This is a genomic window from Streptomyces sp. JLSY215, from assembly GCF_059682825.1.
Map to the genome: position 1 here is coordinate 5,365,532 of NZ_CM185022.1, position 14,711 is coordinate 5,380,242.

The following is a 14,711-nucleotide window of genomic DNA, read 5'->3' on the forward strand; positions in this document are numbered from 1 at the left end:
CACCCCTGTATGGTCCACTTCCATGGAGAATTCCTGGGCCACTTTCGGGCGCGATCTGCATCTGGATCTCACGGGGCCCGGCGGGGTGCGGGCCGCCCTGCTACGGGCGCTGCGGGACGCCGTACGCAGCGGACGACTGAGCCCCGGCACCCGGCTGCCGTCCTCCCGTTCACTCGCCGCCGACCTCGGCATCGCCCGCAACACGGTCGCCGACGCCTACGCCGAACTGGTCGCCGAGGGCTGGCTCAGCGCCCGGCAGGGCTCCGGCACCCGCGTCGCGGAGCGGGCGCCGGCCCGCGACGCCCCCGGCCCCGCCCGGCGCACCACCGTCCCGGCCCGCCCCGCCGACCGGCCGCGCTTCGACCTCACCCCCGGCACCCCCGACGTCTCCGCCTTCCCCCGCACCGCCTGGCTGGCCGCCGCCCGCCGCGCCCTGACCGCCGCCCCCAGCGAGGCCTTCGGCTACGGCCTCTCGCACGGCCGCCCCGAACTGCGCACCGTCCTCGCCGACTACCTCGCCCGCGCCCGCGGCGTACGCGCCGACCCGGACCGCATCGTCGTCTGCGCCGGCTTCATGCAGGGGCTGGGGCTGCTGAGCCGGGCGCTGGGGACACCCGGCAGCGGCGGCGCCGGGCGGATCGCCGTCGAGTCGTACGGGCTCCACTTCCACCGCGATGTCATCACCCGCGCGGGCCTGGGCACCGTCCCCCTGCTCGTCGACGAACACGGCGCCGGTACGCAGGAGCTGCCCGCCCTCGACGGTGCGGGCGACATCCGGGCGGCGCTGCTCACCCCCGCCCACCAGTTCCCCACCGGCGTCCCCCTCCACCCCGACCGCCGCGCGGCCGCCGTCAACTGGGCGCGTGCCAGCGGTGGTTACATCCTGGAGGACGACTACGACGGCGAGTTCCGCTACGACCGGCAGCCGGTGGGCGCCCTCCAGGGCCTGGACCCCGACCACGTCGTCTACATGGGCACCGCCAGCAAGAGCCTCGCCCCCGCCCTGCGGCTGGCCTGGATGGTCCTCCCCGACCGCCTCGTCGACCCGGTGCTGGCTCTGAAACGCACCGGCGAATGGCAGTCCGGCAGCCTGGAACAGCTCACCCTCGCCGAATTCCTCGCCTCCGGTGCCTACGACCGGCATCTGCGCGGTATGCGCCTGCGCTACCGCCGCCGCCGCGACCAGCTGGTGGCGGCCCTGGCCGAACGTGCCCCGCACGTCCACGTCTCCGGCATCGCCGCCGGCCTGCACGCCGTACTCGAACTCCCGCCGGGCACCGAGCAGTCGATCGTCCAGGCGGCCCGATGGCAGGGGCTGCGCCTGGAGGGCCTGAACTTCTTCCGCGACCCGTCGGCCTCCGGCGCGCCGCGCGACGGCCTGGTGGTCGCGTACGGGACGCCACCCGACCATTCCTTCACGGGCGCGGTGGACGCACTGATCAGGACGCTGCCGCCGGCGCCGGGGGAGTAGCCGGGGCGGTGGGTGTGCCCTCCCGATCCCGATCCCGTCCCGCCCTCCAGTCAGACGTCCCGCACGAACGAAACCCGGTCCAGCCCCGGCCCGTCGTAATCACGGTGAATCGGGACGCCGTTCTCGCTGTGGTCGCCCGGCTCCAGACGGAAGCCCATTCGGGTGTGGTAGGCGATGGAGTTGTGGTTGCTGGGGCTGGTGATGCAGCGGACCTGGGTACGGCCGTGGTCGCGGGCCAGGCCGAAGAAGCGGTGGTAGAGGGCACTGCCGAGCCCGCTGCGCCGCCCTTCCGGATGGATCCCGACGAAGTGGATGTACGCGGTCTTCGGTTCCGTCTGGGAAAGGAAGCCGATGAGGAAGGCGTGCAGCGTGCCGTCGGCGCGTTCGACGAGATAGCTGGTCCCGGCGAAGTGCTGGAGGAACAACCGCGGCACCAGGAGCTGCCGTTGGAGCGCCCCGGCCGCCCCGCCCTGCCCGTCCCACCAGTCGGCCAGCGCCACCTGGAGTCGCGGGTGGTCCGGTCCCGCCGGATGACGCACGGTCAATCCGGCGGGCAGTGCTGTGAGCTGTGGCTCATGGATGCCTTCAGTACCTGTCCTCATGCGTGATCCTTAGGTTTCCCGGTCCTTGTACGTCCAGCGGGGCTTTTCCGCGGGACGGTTCCAGTGGGACATTTCACAGTTCGTACGAACGAAACCCGGCTCCGGCCCCCGGCCCCGCCCCCTCACCCAGCCCCCGGACGTCGCTCCCGCGCCGCCCGTCCGGTCGGCGCCGTCACGGGATCCGGGTCCGTCTCCGGGGCCTGTGGCGCCGCCTCCCCGAAGCGGGCCAGGGCCAGCGCCCCCGCCACCGCCAGGGCGAAGCCGGTCACGGCCAGCGGGGCCAGGCCCGTGCGCGTGCGGTCGCCGAGCCAGGCGACGCCGACCAGGGCGGGCCCGATGGTTTCGCCGATCACCATGCCGGCCGTGGCGGCGGTGACCGAGCCGCGCTGGAAGGCGGTGGTCAGGAGGAGGAAGGCCGCGCCGCCGCCGATGAGGAGGGCGTAGGTGGCCGGGTTGGTCAGGAGGGCGGACGGCGCGAAGTCGTCGATGAGGCGGACCGCGACCTCCACCACGCCGAAGCCGAAACCCGCCCCCAGGCCGAGAACCGCCGCGCGGGCGCGCTCCGGGAGGCGCCCGGCCAGCGCGCCCGACGCGAGCACGGCGAGCGCGAAGACCAGCACCGCGATACGGAGTCCGGTGGTGCCCCGCAGATGCCCCTCCGCGCCGGAGGAGAGCCCCAGGAGCGCGAGCCCGCCGCAGACCAGCCCCACCGCGCCCCACTCGGCGCGGCTGAGCCGGGTGCCCAGCACCGGGGCCGCCACCACCGCCGTCACCGCGAGGGTGGCCGCGAGCGCCGCCCCGACCGTATAGATCGGCAGCGCCCGCAGCGCGATGAGCTCCAGCACGAACCCCAGGCCGTCCAGCGCCAGCCCGAGCAGATACCGCCACTGCTTCAGCACCCGCAGCAACAGCCGCGGGTCGACGCCCGAACCGGTGCCGGGGGCGGTGCCCCGCGCGGCCATGGCCTGAAGCACGGAAGCGGTGCCGAAGCACACCGCGGAGGCAATGGCGCAGATCATCCCAAGGACCATGAAGCGACTCTGACATCCTCCGCCCCGTGAACGGGGCGGATTCCTCTCTCAGGCCGTGTGCGGCTGAGTGGCTGGTTGACGTTTCTTCGACCGGGTAACCCCGAGGTCTCCGCGTCCTGACACCGCCTGCCCGGCGGCGTAGTCGATGTTGCGTCCCGCGTTGGTGTCCGCGTTGGCCTCGAACCCGCAGTCGGGGTTCTTGCACGCGAACCGGGCCTGGGTCTCCCGGCTGCCGGGTGTGACGAAGCCGCACGCGGAACAGCGCCTTGAGGTGTTCTGCGCGGGGATCTTGACCACGCTGCCGCCGCGCTCGGCGCTCTTGTACTCCAGCATGGTCACGGTCCTGGCCCACGCCTCCCCGGCTATGGCGCGGTTGAGCCCGGCTTTCTGGCGGACGTTCCGGCCCGGGGCTTCCAGGGTTCCCCGGGCGGACTTGACCATGTTGGTGATGGCCAGGTCTTCCACCCCGATACGCGAGAATGCCTCGGCAATGCCGGTGGTGGTCTTGTGCTGCCAGTCGATTGCTCTGCGCTTGGCTGTTGCGCGGAGCTGGGCGATCTGGTCATACGCGCGCTTCAGACGCCTGGAGGCGGCCTCGCCGGCCTTGCGGGCGCGGCGCCTGCGTTCCTTCGTCTTCTCCAGTCGGCGCAGCCGCTCCGTCTCGCCCTTGGTGAGCCAGGGGCCGTGGTCGCGGAACGTACCGTCCGAGAGGGCGAGGGGGCGTGTGACGCCCCGGTCGATACCGACCGTCGGCCCGGTGTGCGGGGCCGGTTCGGGCGCTTCGCTCTGGACGCGGAAGACAACGTGCCAGCCGTCCGCTTCCTTCACGAGCCGGGCCCCGGTGATCCGGCTGCTCTTGTCGGCGCGTTTGCCGACCGGGAGATCCTTGGTCCAGCGGAAACGGACGTGCCCGATCTTCGGCACCCACATGCGGCCCCACCGGCGGTTCAGACGCACGATCTGAAGGTCGCGCCCCTGAGGGATGTCGACGGCCATGCGGGAACGGAAGCGGCCCTTGAACGTCGGTGCCTGAGTGCGGCCGTCCCAGCAGTTCTTCCATGCCTGGAAGTACGTCTTCAGTACGGCCTGCGCCGCCTGGGCCGGGAGGGCGCCGAGCCAGGGAAGATCCTTGCGCCCTTGGCGGATCGCCGCGTCTGCGGCGGCCAGGGTTCGGCGCACCTTGGGGAGCATCGTCCACCAGTCGTGCACGAGGTTCCACAGGGTGCGGGCGGCATGGCCTTGGTCCTCAGCGGCCAGAGCCTGGGCGGGGGTGAGGGAAAGCCGGGCCTTGTGGCCGCGCTGACGCTTCAACTTCCCTCCCCACCCCGGTTCGTTGCCCCTACTGGAACAGACTGTCGGAACGACCTTGCGCCGCGAACTGGCATACGCGCCGGCCGCATTGGCGACGGCCACCCCTGTGAGTGACGTGACGGCTGGGCCCTAGAGAGGTGGTTCACGCTCAAGGGTGTCAGCTCCCGCAGGTTGCGGCAGGAGTTCACCGGCCACGTGAACGGGCCATCATGCACGGCCGGTTCTGGTCCCGCTCCTACTTCGCCGGATCGTGTGGCGGGGCACCCCTGACCGTCGTGCGCCAGTACATCGAGAACCAGCAGCGCCCCGTGTGGCCTTGACCGGGACCAACACTGCAGATCCATGCCTCAAGCCGAGATCAGAGCAATTCTGAGATGACCTGGACCCCCGCCTGAAGGCGGGGCACTGGCCAAGATCGCTGATAGATGGCGGAATCGGAAACCGGGCGGGGCCGTCCCCGGCCGTCGCCCGGGCGCCCTCTAGGCTGGCCCGGCGGCACACCGGTCGGTCCATATCCGGTCGGTCCACATCCGGTCGGTCCACACGGCCCGTCCAGCCGACACACACGTCCGTCCACGGGGGAGTTCACGACATGGCCGAGAAAGCACGCCGACGACTGCGGTCGAGCACGGTGATCCTGGGGGGTATGGGCGCGCTGGCCGCCGCCCTCACCTCCTGCGGTTCGGAACCGGACAAGCGCTGCGTCGACCGCAACAGTTACGCCGCGGGAACGGGCTATCGCGTCGTCGACGCCAAGAACTGCTCGGCGGGCGGCGGCTCGTCCTCCGGAAGCAGCGGAAGCAGCGGCACCAGCGGCGGCTACGGCAGGACCGGCCGCGGCGGCGCGACGGGCAAGCAGTCCGTGGACGGCCAGTGGTACTACGGGGCGGACGAGTCGAGCAGCCGGTACGCCGACCAGGGAACGTTCAGCAAGAGCACGGCCGTCAACCGCGGCGGCTTCGGCTGCTCGGGCTCCGGCTCGCATTCGCACGGCCGCTACGGCGGCTGAGCGGGCGCGGACACAGGGACGGGCAAAGGGACCGGCACAGGAACGGGCACCCGCATGAAACGGCACACCATCACCCCCCGCCCCGGCTGGCAGCAGACCGTCGAGGCCCAGGGCCTGATCTACCCGCTCACCCGCTATCCGGACGATTCGCTGCGCCCGTACTGGGACGAGAGCGCGTACTACGAGTTCTCGCTGTCCGAGGTCGAGGCGCTGGAGGACGTCGTCGAGGAGCTGCACGGGATGTGTCTGGCCGCCGCCGCGCACATCGTGGAGCGGAACCGTTTCGGCGATCTCGGGATCGACGATCCCCGGCTGGCCGGGCTCGTCGCCGAATCCTGGCGACGCCGGGCGGAACTGCCGTCCGTATACGGGCGGTTCGACCTGCGGTACGACGGCAGCGGCCCGGCCAAGATGCTGGAGTACAACGCGGATACGCCGACCTCGCTGGTGGAGGCGGCCAGTCCCCAATGGTTCTGGATGGAGGAGCGCTTCCCCGGCGCCGACCAGTGGAACTCGCTGCACGAGCGGCTGGTCGACGCCTGGAAGCGGCAGGCGGCCCTGCTGCCGCCCGGTGCGCCGCTGCACTTCGCGCATTCGTCGGACGACCAGCTCGGCGAGGATCTGATGACCGTCGCCTATCTGGAGGAGACGGCGCAGCAGGCCGGCCTGGAGACCGTCGCGATCTCCATGGAGGACATCGGCTGGGACCGGCTCTCGAACCGCTTCGTCGACCAGCGGCTGCGGTTCATCCGGTCCTGTTTCAAGCTCTACCCCTGGGAGTGGCTGGCCACCGACGACTTCGGCCCCTACGTCCTGGACACCCTCGACAACGGCGGCGGCACCGGCTCCACCCTCTGGATCGAGCCGGCCTGGAAGATGCTGCTGTCCAACAAGGCGCTGCTGGCCGTCCTCTGGGAGCTGTTCCCCGGGCATCCGAATCTGCTGCCCGCCTATCTGGACGGCCCGCGGGAGCTGGCGGACACGACGGGGTACGTGGCCAAGCCGCTGCTCGGCCGGGAGGGGGAGGGCGTCACGCTGCACGAGCCGGGCGGGGAGGCGGCCCCCAGCAGTCCCGGAGAGCCCCGTTGCTACCAGGAGCTGGCGCCGCTTCCGGACTTCGACGGCAACCGGGTGGTGCTCGGCGCCTGGGTGGTCGAGGACGAGGCGGCGGGACTGGGTATCCGGGAGTCGGCGGGGCCGGTCACGGACGAGTACGCGCGGTTCCTGCCGCATGTGATCCTTTAGGCCGCCGGTCGGCCGCTCGCCCCACCACGGTGTCGCGAGCGGCCGGACCCGCGCCCGCCCGCCCGGAAGCCAGCCCCCGGGCTACACCCCCAGCACGCCCCGCAGCCGGTCCAGCCCCCAGTCCAGGTCCTCCTTGCTGATCGTCAGCGGCGGCGCTATCCGGATCGTGGCGCCGTGGGTGTCCTTGACCAGCACCCCGTGCGTCATCAGCCGCTCCGCCACCTCCCGCCCGGTGCCGCGCGACGGGTGGATGTCCACGCCCGCCCACAGCCCGCGCCCGCGCACCGCGTCCACCGCGCCGCCGCCCGCCAGCGGCGCCAGCTCGCCGTGCAGATGTGCGCCCAACTCCGTTGCGCGGGCCTGGAATTCACCGGTCCGCAGCATCGCGATGACCTCCAGCGCCACCGCGCACGCCAGCGGATTCCCGCCGAACGTCGAGCCGTGCTCGCCCGGCGCGAAGACGCCCAGCACCTCCTGCGAGGACACCACCGCCGACACCGGCACCACCCCGCCGCCCAGCGCCTTGCCCAGGACGTACACGTCCGGGACCACGCCCTCGTGCTCGCAGGCGAAGGTCCGGCCCGTACGGCCCAGCCCCGACTGGATCTCGTCGGCGATGAACAGCACCTTCCGGTCACCGGTCAGCCCCCGCACGCCCGCCAGATAGCCCGGCGGCGGGACCAGCACGCCCGCCTCGCCCTGGATCGGCTCCAGCAGGACGGCGACCGTGTCATCGTCGACGGCCGCCTCCATGGCCGCGAGATCGCCGTACGGGACGATCGCGAAGCCGGGGGTGTACGGGCCGAAGCCCGCGCGGGCCTCCTCGTCGGTGGAGAAGGACACGATGGTCGTCGTCCGGCCGTGGAAATTGTTGGCCGCGACGATGATCTTCGCCCGGCCGTCCGGGACGCCCTTGACCTGGTAGCCCCACTTACGGGCCGCCTTCACCGCCGTCTCGACCGCCTCGGCGCCGGTGTTCATCGGCAGCACCAGCTCCATCGAGCACAGCTCGGCCAGCTGCGTGCAGAAGGCGCCGAACCGGTCGTGATGGAAGGCGCGGGAGGTGAGCGTGACCCGTTCCAGCTGGGCGGCGGCCGCATCCAGCAGCCTGCGGTTGCCATGGCCGAAATTCAGCGCGGAATATCCGGCGAGCAGGTCCAGATAGCGCCGCCCCTCCACATCCGTCATCCAGGCGCCCTCGGCGGTGGCCACCACGACCGGCAGCGGGTGGTAGTTGTGCGCGCTGTGGGCATCGGCGGCGGCGATGGCGCGGGCCGTTTCCGTGGACGTCACCGGAGCCTCCGTTCGGTCGACGGGTGCCGGTGCGGGTGCCGGTACGGGCGCCGGTGCGTCCCCGGTGCGCACGTTGCTCCGGATGCGGCGCCCCTTTCCCGTTCCAGTGTGACTCTCGCTAGGCTGTGCGGTGCACACCGCGACTGGCGTACGGGGAAACGACCCCGAGGGAGCGGTGGGCGGCCGCCGCGGCGGCCCCTTCACGAGGTGTCGCCCCGCCTGGGCACCCGGGACCACGACCGGACAACCGATCGCACGCCCCGGAGGACACCACCTCATGACGCTTCCCCTTTCCCACCCCGCGCTCAGCGCCGCGGACCCCGAACTGGCGCAGCTCGTCGGCGCCGAGGAACGGCTCCAGGCCGACACCCTCCGCCTGATTCCCAGCGAGAACTACGTATCGGCCGCCGTCCTGGAGGCCACCGGCACCGTCCTGCAGAACAAGTACAGCGAGGGCTACGCCGGCCGCCGCTACTACGAGGGCCAGCAGAACATCGACCGTGTCGAGATCCTGGCCGTCGAGCGCGCCAAGGCCGTCTTCGGCGTCGAGCACGCCAACGTCCAGCCGTACTCCGGCTCGCCCGCCAACCTCGCCGCCTACCTCGCCTTCGCCGAGCCCGGCGACACGGTGCTCGGCATGGCGCTGCCGATGGGCGGCCACCTCACCCATGGCTGGGGCGTCTCGGCGACCGGGAAGTGGTTCAACGGCGTCCAGTACGGCGTCCGCGCGGACAGCGGGCTCATCGACTTCGACGAGGTGCGGGACCTGGCCCGCAAGGAACGCCCGAAGATCATTTTCTGCGGCGGTACGGCCGTCCCGCGCATCATCGACTTCGCCGCCTTCGGCGAGATCGCCCGCGAGGTCGACGCCGTACTCGTCGCCGACATCGCCCACATCGCCGGCCTGATCGCGGGCGGCGCGCACCCGTCCCCCGTACCGCACGCGGACGTCATCTCCACGACCACCCACAAGACCCTGCGCGGGCCGCGCGGCGCGATGCTGATGTCGCGCGCCTCGCACGCCAAGGCCGTCGACAAGGCCGTCTTCCCGGGCCTGCAGGGCGGCCCGCACAACCACACCACCGCCGCCATCGCGGTCGCCCTGCGCGAGGCCGCCGCGCCCGCCTTCGCGCAGTACGCGCACGCCGTCGTCGCCAATGCCAAGGCGCTCGCCGAGGCGCTGCTGGCGCGCGGCTTCGACTTGGTCTCCGGCGGTACGGACAACCACCTGGTGCTGATCGACCTGACGTCCAAGGACGTACCGGGCAAGGTCGCCGCCAAGGCCCTGGACCGCGCCGGGATCGTCGTCAACTACAACACCGTCCCCTTCGACCCCCGCAAGCCCTTCGACCCCTCCGGCATCCGCATCGGCACCCCGTCGCTCACCTCGCGGGGCCTGGGCGCGGACCGGATGCCGCAGGTCGCGGAGTGGATCGACCGCGGGGTGAAGGCCGCGGGGACGGGTGACGAGGCCGCCCTGACCGCGATCCGCGGGGAGGTCGCGGAGCTGATGGCCGCGTACCCGGCCCCCGGGCTGCCGACCGGCGACTGACCACGGACGGACGGGCCGCCGGCCGTGCTCCGGCAGCCGGCGGCCGGTCCCTCCGAAGGCCCGGCCGCCGCACCGTCGTCCACTCCGCGACCACACGCCCGCGAGCACCCGCCGACCTGAGACAATCGGTGCCATGGCTCTCGACCGTCCGCGTGTCCTCTCCGGAATCCAGCCCACCGCCGGCTCGTTCCACCTCGGCAACTACCTCGGCGCAGTCCGCCAGTGGGTGGCGCTGCAGGAGTCCCACGACGCCTTCTACATGGTCGTCGACCTGCATGCGATCACCGTCCCGCAGGACCCGGCCGAGCTGCGCGCCAACACCCGGCTGGCCGCCGCCCAGCTGCTGGCCGCCGGACTCGACCCGGAGCGCTGCACCCTCTTCATCCAGAGCCATGTCCCCGAGCACGCCCAGCTGGCCTGGGTCATGAACTGCCTCACCGGCTTCGGCGAGGCCGGCCGGATGACGCAGTTCAAGGACAAGTCGGCCAAGCAGGGCGCCGACCGCGCCACCGTCGGCCTCTTCACGTACCCGATCCTCCAGGTCGCCGACATCCTCCTGTACCAGGCCCATCAGGTGCCCGTCGGCGAGGACCAGCGCCAGCACATCGAGCTCACCCGCGACCTCGCCGAGCGCTTCAACGGCCGCTTCGGCGAGACCTTCACGCTCCCGGCGCCGTACATCCTCAAGGAGACGGCGAAGATCTACGACCTGCAGGACCCGTCGATCAAGATGAGCAAGTCGGCGTCCACCCCCAAGGGCCTGGTCAACCTCCTCGACGAGCCCAAGGCGACCGCCAAGAAGATCAAGAGCGCGGTGACGGACACCGACACGGTGATCCGCTACGACACCGAGAACAAGCCGGGCGTCTCCAACCTCCTCACCATCTACTCCACCCTCACCGGCACGTCCGTCGCGGAGCTGGAGCGGCAGTACGAGGGCAAGATGTACGGCGCTCTCAAGACCGACCTCGCCGAGGTGATGGTCGAATTCGTCACACCGTTCCGGGACCGTACGCAGGAATATCTGGACGATGCCGAGACGCTGGACGCGATCTTGGCAAAGGGTGCGGAGAAGGCCCGTTCGGTGGCCGCCGAGACCCTCGCCACCACGTATGACCGGCTCGGATTCCTGCCGGCCAAGCACTGAGCGGCACACCCGCGGGGCCGGCCACCGGCCGGCTCCGCGGGCGGCCGAGGGCTCCCTCCCCCCGCCCGGGGGCCGAGGTGCCCGCCGGTAACAGGACCAAGGACGCTGCCCGCCACGGGCGCGTACCCGGCACACTGAGAGCCGGCGCGTGAAAGGGTCCCGTCGGCCGGTGCGTGCGAGCGCGCCGCCCGGGGACGTCAGAGAGCTGTGGACTTCAGGAGGGAGAACGCCGTGGGGCCCGTCACACTGGGCGTTTCGATCGCGGTCCCGGAGCCTTACGGAACCTTCCTCCAAAGGAAGCGGGAGAGCTTCGGGGACCCCGCCGCGCACGGCATCCCCACCCACATCACCCTCCTTCCCCCGACGGAGGTCGGCGCGGAGGCCCTGCCCGCCATCGACGCCCACCTCGCCGAGGTCGCCGCCTCCTTCCGGCCCTTCCCGCTGCGGCTGGAGGGCACGGACACCTTCCGCCCGCTCTCCCCGGTCGTCTTCGTGAAGGTCGCCGAGGGCGAGGCGGGCTGCACCGCCCTCCAGGCCCGCGTCCGCGCCGCCTCCGGCCCGTGCGCCCGCGAGCTGGCCTTCCCGTACCACCCGCACGTCACGGTCGCGCACGGCATCGCCGAGGAGGCGATGGACCGGGCCCACGCCGACCTGAGCGACTTCTCCGCCACCTGGACGATCGGCGCCTTCGCCCTCTACCAGCAGGGCGCGGATGCGGTGTGGCGGCTGGAGCGGGAGTACCCGTTCGGTCCGCAGACGGCCGGGGTGCCGCGGCAGGCGGATCTTTCGCGGCCGTCGGCGCCCGCTTCGTAGCCGGGCCGGTCCCGCGCGATCGCGGCCCCTCCTACAAGGGCGGCCGCCGGAACACCGGGGCGCTGCTGATTTGCGGCCCTACGGACATCCCGACGTATGGGACGCTGCCGTTCCGGGGTATGCGGAGGCTAGTGTTCCGGACGGCTGTGGCGAATGAAGGGGACCCATGGAGGACCCATGGACTGGCTGACCCGACTGCCGGTGATCGGACCGGCGCTGCGGCCCGCCGTGGCCTGGCTGATGGCCGCCCACCCGTGGCGCGCCTACGAGCGCATGCAGCGGGTGCACTGGACCCGGCTCGCCGCCGCGATCACCTTCACCAGCTTCATCGCGCTCTTCCCGCTGCTGACCGTCGGCGCCGCGATCGGCGCCGCCTTCCTGACCGACAGCCAACTGCACCAGCTCCAGGACAACCTCGCCGAGCAGGTCCCCGGCATCTCCGCACAACTCGATCTGGCGGGCCTGGTCAACAACGCCGGCACGGTCGGCCTGATCGCCGGTGCGCTGCTGCTGTTCACCGGCATCGGCTGGGTCGACTCGCTGCGCGACTGCCTGGGCGCGGTGTGGGAGAAGGACAACGCCGACACCAATTTCTTCGTCGGCAAGCTCCGCGACGGTGTGCTGCTGATCGGTCTCGGCGGCGTGGCACTGGTCTCCGTCGCCTGCTCGACCTTCGCGACCGCCGCGGTGGGCAAGGTCGCCGAGGCCATCGGCCTGCAGCGGGGCGGCATCGGCTCCGTACTGCTCTCCGCCGCCGCCTTCTGCATCGCCGTCCTCGCGGACTTCCTGCTGCTGGCGTTCGTCCTGACCAAACTGCCCGGCGCCCAACCGCCCCGCCGCGCCGTCGTGGTCGCCGGACTCATCGGCGCGATCGGCTTCGAACTGCTGAAGCTGCTGCTCAGCGGCTATCTGCGGGGCGTCGCCGCACGGAGCATGTACGGGGCCTTCGGCACCCCGATCGCCCTGCTGCTGTGGATCAACTTCACGGCGAAGCTGCTGGTGTTCTGCGCGGCGTGGACGGCCACACCGGCGGCCGGTCCCGAGCCGGAGCCGGAGCCGGCGAAGGGGGCGGAGCCGGACCCGGCCGCGCCCCGCCCCCGTGCCTGACCGCTACTCCGCGCCCCCACGGGACCGCCGCCGGAACGCCCCCAGCGCCACCAGCCCGCCCAGCACCAGCACGCCCCCGGCGATCCCCACCGTCGTCCAGACACCGCCGTCGTCGGCGCCCTGCGACGCCGTTCCGCGGTCCCCGGACGCGTTCCCGGCGTCGCCGTGCCGCTTCGTACCGGCCGCCCGGTCCTCCTCGTCCTTGGGCCCGACCAGCCGCCCGACCGGCTCGACCTTCCCGGACACCTTGAATCCCCAGTCCAGGAGCTGCGCGGCCTCCCGGTAGGCCTCGTTGTGCTCCTTCTTCTGCGGATTCATGACCGTGACGAGCAGCTTGCGGCCACCGCGCTCGGCGACCCCGGTGAACGTCGACCCGGCGTTCGTGGTGGAGCCGTTCTTCACCCCCGCGATGCCCGGGTACGGCTTGATGTCGTAGTCGCCGCTCAGCAGCCGGTTGGTGTTCTGGATCCCGAACGTCTTCCGCTTGCCGTTCTTCGCCGGATCACCCGGGAACTGCGCGCTCGCCGTCGAGCAGTACTCACGGAAGTCGGCGTTCTTCAGCCCCGCGCGGGCGAACAGGCTCAGGTCGTACGCGCTGGAGACCTGCCCCGGCGCGTCATAGCCGTCCGGCGTGACGACATGCGTGTCGGTGGCGTTCAGCTCCTTGGCGCGCTTCTGCATCTCGGCAACCGTGGCCTCGGTGCCGCCGTTCATCGCCGACAGCGCGTGCACCGCGTCGTTGCCGGAGCGCAGGAACACCCCGAGCCACAGGTCGTGCACCGAGTAGGTGAGGTTCTCCTTTATCCCCACGAGGCTGCTGCCCACGCCCATCCCCTCCAGGTCGGCGGGCCTGACCTTGCGCTTCTCGTCCTTGGGGAACTTCGGCAGCACGGTGTCGGCGAACAGCATCTTCAGCGTGCTGGCCGGCGCGAGCCGCCAGTGCGGATTCTTGGCGGCCAGCACATCGCCGGTCGCGGCGTCCGAGATGATCCACGAACGGGCGGTGAGCGCGGCCGGCCCCGGCAGCTTCGGCGCCCCGGCGGCCACCTTCCCCACCTGGACGCCGGGCTGCCCCAGCCGGGCCCCGCCGACCGCCGACATCTTGGCGGGCGGCGCCGGGGCCTTCGGCTGCTTGCCGTCCGCGGGAACGGCGTACGCGGTACCGGCCAGCAGCGGGGACGCCAGCAGCGCGGCGGCGGCCAGCCCGGCCACGGCACGCGCGGGGCGCCGCGGCGGCGCGGCCGTGTCGGGCGCACTCGAACGGGCCGAGGGGCTCGAAGGGGCTGACGGGGCCGAAAGGTTCGAAGGACGGGAGGCCGTGAGAGCGGCGATGGTCGTCGGCACGTCGCAGAACGTACCCGGCCGGTCGCCCGCGCCAGACATCACCCCACGGAAGAGTGCCCCACCCGACCGCCGGATGGAGCCCCTGCCCATACTGGAAGCCATGAAGCTCTCTCGCCCCGTGTCCTGGTTCCTGCTCGCCTTCGGGGTCTGGAGCTGGTTCATCTGGATCACTTTCGTCAAGAATCTGTGGCAGGACGCCAGCGGCCTCGCCTTCAACGCGGCAGGCGACCCGACCGCCTATTTCTGGGTGCACCTGCTGCTCGCGGTGACGTCCTTTCTCTTGGGGACGGCGATCGGGGTGATCGGGTTCCGGGGAGTGCGGGCGCTGCGGCGCGAGGCGGCGCAGACCGCGTCGACGTCGACGACGGACGAGTGACCGGGGTCACGCCTCCGGGCAGTTCTCGCACGGGGCCCAGTTGACCTCGTACTCCCACAAGGGGGACGCGTCCGCCGTCCCGAGCGTCGGCCCGGGGTCCTCGTCCGCTTCGTAGCAGTGGACGCCGGCACCCGGGAATGCCGCGGCCAGCAGGTCGGTCGCGTCCTGCCGACTGTCCTCGCTGACGAACAGACAGCCGCAGTTCTCCGCGAGCAGATCGATGTCATCGAGACCGGCCAGCGAGCACCGCGCGTCGGCCTCGGCGAGCCACCGGCCCTCGGCGGTCCGCCCCAGGACCGCGAGGGTGAGCCCCATCTTGCCGTCCTCGCCCCACTGTTCCTCGCAGAACTCGATCCGGGCGCCGTCGAATGTCGTCATCGCGCCATCATGGCAGCGGCGGAACCGGCGGT

General features: G+C 71.8%; 14 protein-coding genes and 1 pseudogene. 9 read left to right on the plus strand and 6 right to left on the minus strand.

The window, feature by feature from the left end; translation table 11 throughout:
- The first annotated feature begins 22 nt into the window (after positions 1 to 22).
- Positions 23 to 1,471, plus strand: coding sequence for a MocR-like pyridoxine biosynthesis transcription factor PdxR (gene pdxR / locus AC5677_RS24105; RefSeq protein WP_497190006.1), 1,449 nt, complete (start codon positions 23 to 25; stop codon positions 1,469 to 1,471).
- 50 nt (positions 1,472 to 1,521) lie between these two features.
- Here the strand turns inward: pdxR and AC5677_RS24110 are convergent, their stop codons facing one another.
- From AC5677_RS24110 to AC5677_RS24120, 3 genes are all read right to left on the minus strand, one after another.
- On the minus strand, positions 1,522 to 2,073 hold the full coding sequence (locus AC5677_RS24110; RefSeq protein ID WP_497190007.1) for a GNAT family N-acetyltransferase: 552 nt from the start codon (positions 2,071 to 2,073) through the stop codon (positions 1,522 to 1,524).
- A gap of 122 nt (positions 2,074 to 2,195) precedes the next feature.
- Positions 2,196 to 3,104 (minus strand): hypothetical protein, encoded by a 909-nt coding sequence (locus AC5677_RS24115; RefSeq protein ID WP_497190008.1) that lies wholly within the window; start codon positions 3,102 to 3,104, stop codon positions 2,196 to 2,198.
- 48 nt (positions 3,105 to 3,152) lie between these two features.
- A complete protein-coding gene (locus tag AC5677_RS24120) occupies positions 3,153 to 4,415 on the minus strand; it encodes an RNA-guided endonuclease InsQ/TnpB family protein (protein WP_497190009.1) in 1,263 nt (420 codons plus the stop codon).
- 144 nt (positions 4,416 to 4,559) lie between these two features.
- Between AC5677_RS24120 and AC5677_RS24125 the strand changes: the two are divergent.
- From AC5677_RS24125 to AC5677_RS24135, 3 genes and pseudogenes are all read left to right on the plus strand, one after another.
- Positions 4,560 to 4,735 (plus strand): annotated as a pseudogene (locus tag AC5677_RS24125) (IS200/IS605 family transposase); the annotation flags it as partial.
- Between the two features lie 272 nt (positions 4,736 to 5,007).
- Positions 5,008 to 5,424, plus strand: a complete 417-nt coding sequence (locus AC5677_RS24130) for a hypothetical protein (protein ID WP_497190010.1) — start codon at positions 5,008 to 5,010, stop codon at positions 5,422 to 5,424.
- 54 nt (positions 5,425 to 5,478) lie between these two features.
- A complete protein-coding gene (locus AC5677_RS24135; RefSeq protein ID WP_497190011.1) occupies positions 5,479 to 6,669 on the plus strand; it encodes a glutathionylspermidine synthase family protein in 1,191 nt (396 codons plus the stop codon).
- Positions 6,670 to 6,750: 81 nt separating this feature from the next.
- On the opposite strand, the gene rocD is transcribed toward AC5677_RS24135, so the two are convergent.
- On the minus strand, positions 6,751 to 7,962 hold the full coding sequence (gene rocD / locus AC5677_RS24140) for an ornithine--oxo-acid transaminase (protein ID WP_497190012.1): 1,212 nt from the start codon (positions 7,960 to 7,962) through the stop codon (positions 6,751 to 6,753).
- A gap of 277 nt (positions 7,963 to 8,239) precedes the next feature.
- Between rocD and glyA the strand changes: the two genes are divergently transcribed.
- The 4 genes from glyA (at position 8,240) to AC5677_RS24160 (ending at position 12,581) form a co-directional block, all read left to right on the plus strand.
- A complete protein-coding gene (glyA, locus tag AC5677_RS24145) occupies positions 8,240 to 9,514 on the plus strand; it encodes a serine hydroxymethyltransferase (protein ID WP_497190013.1) in 1,275 nt (424 codons plus the stop codon).
- Positions 9,515 to 9,647: 133 nt separating this feature from the next.
- Positions 9,648 to 10,661 carry a tryptophan--tRNA ligase gene (trpS, locus tag AC5677_RS24150; protein WP_497190014.1) on the plus strand — a complete coding sequence of 338 codons (1,014 nt, stop codon included), beginning with the start codon at positions 9,648 to 9,650 and terminating at the stop codon, positions 10,659 to 10,661.
- Between the two features lie 231 nt (positions 10,662 to 10,892).
- The gene (locus AC5677_RS24155; protein ID WP_497190015.1) at positions 10,893 to 11,474 is read left to right on the plus strand and encodes a 2'-5' RNA ligase family protein; all 582 of its coding nucleotides are present in this window, start codon (positions 10,893 to 10,895) and stop codon (positions 11,472 to 11,474) included.
- Positions 11,475 to 11,651: 177 nt separating this feature from the next.
- On the plus strand, positions 11,652 to 12,581 hold the full coding sequence (locus tag AC5677_RS24160) for a YihY/virulence factor BrkB family protein (RefSeq protein ID WP_497190016.1): 930 nt from the start codon (positions 11,652 to 11,654) through the stop codon (positions 12,579 to 12,581).
- A gap of 3 nt (positions 12,582 to 12,584) precedes the next feature.
- Here AC5677_RS24160 and AC5677_RS24165 read toward each other — a convergent pair whose 3' ends face one another.
- On the minus strand, positions 12,585 to 14,015 hold the full coding sequence (locus AC5677_RS24165; protein WP_497196734.1) for a D-alanyl-D-alanine carboxypeptidase family protein: 1,431 nt from the start codon (positions 14,013 to 14,015) through the stop codon (positions 12,585 to 12,587).
- A gap of 10 nt (positions 14,016 to 14,025) precedes the next feature.
- Between AC5677_RS24165 and AC5677_RS24170 the strand changes: the two genes are divergently transcribed.
- Positions 14,026 to 14,301: an SCO4848 family membrane protein gene (locus AC5677_RS24170; protein ID WP_497190017.1), complete on the plus strand. Its 276-nt coding sequence runs from the start codon at positions 14,026 to 14,028 to the stop codon at positions 14,299 to 14,301.
- A gap of 6 nt (positions 14,302 to 14,307) precedes the next feature.
- Here the strand turns inward: AC5677_RS24170 and AC5677_RS24175 are convergent, their stop codons facing one another.
- Positions 14,308 to 14,679: a hypothetical protein gene (locus tag AC5677_RS24175; RefSeq protein WP_497190018.1), complete on the minus strand. Its 372-nt coding sequence runs from the start codon at positions 14,677 to 14,679 to the stop codon at positions 14,308 to 14,310.
- Positions 14,680 to 14,711 lie beyond the last annotated feature (32 nt).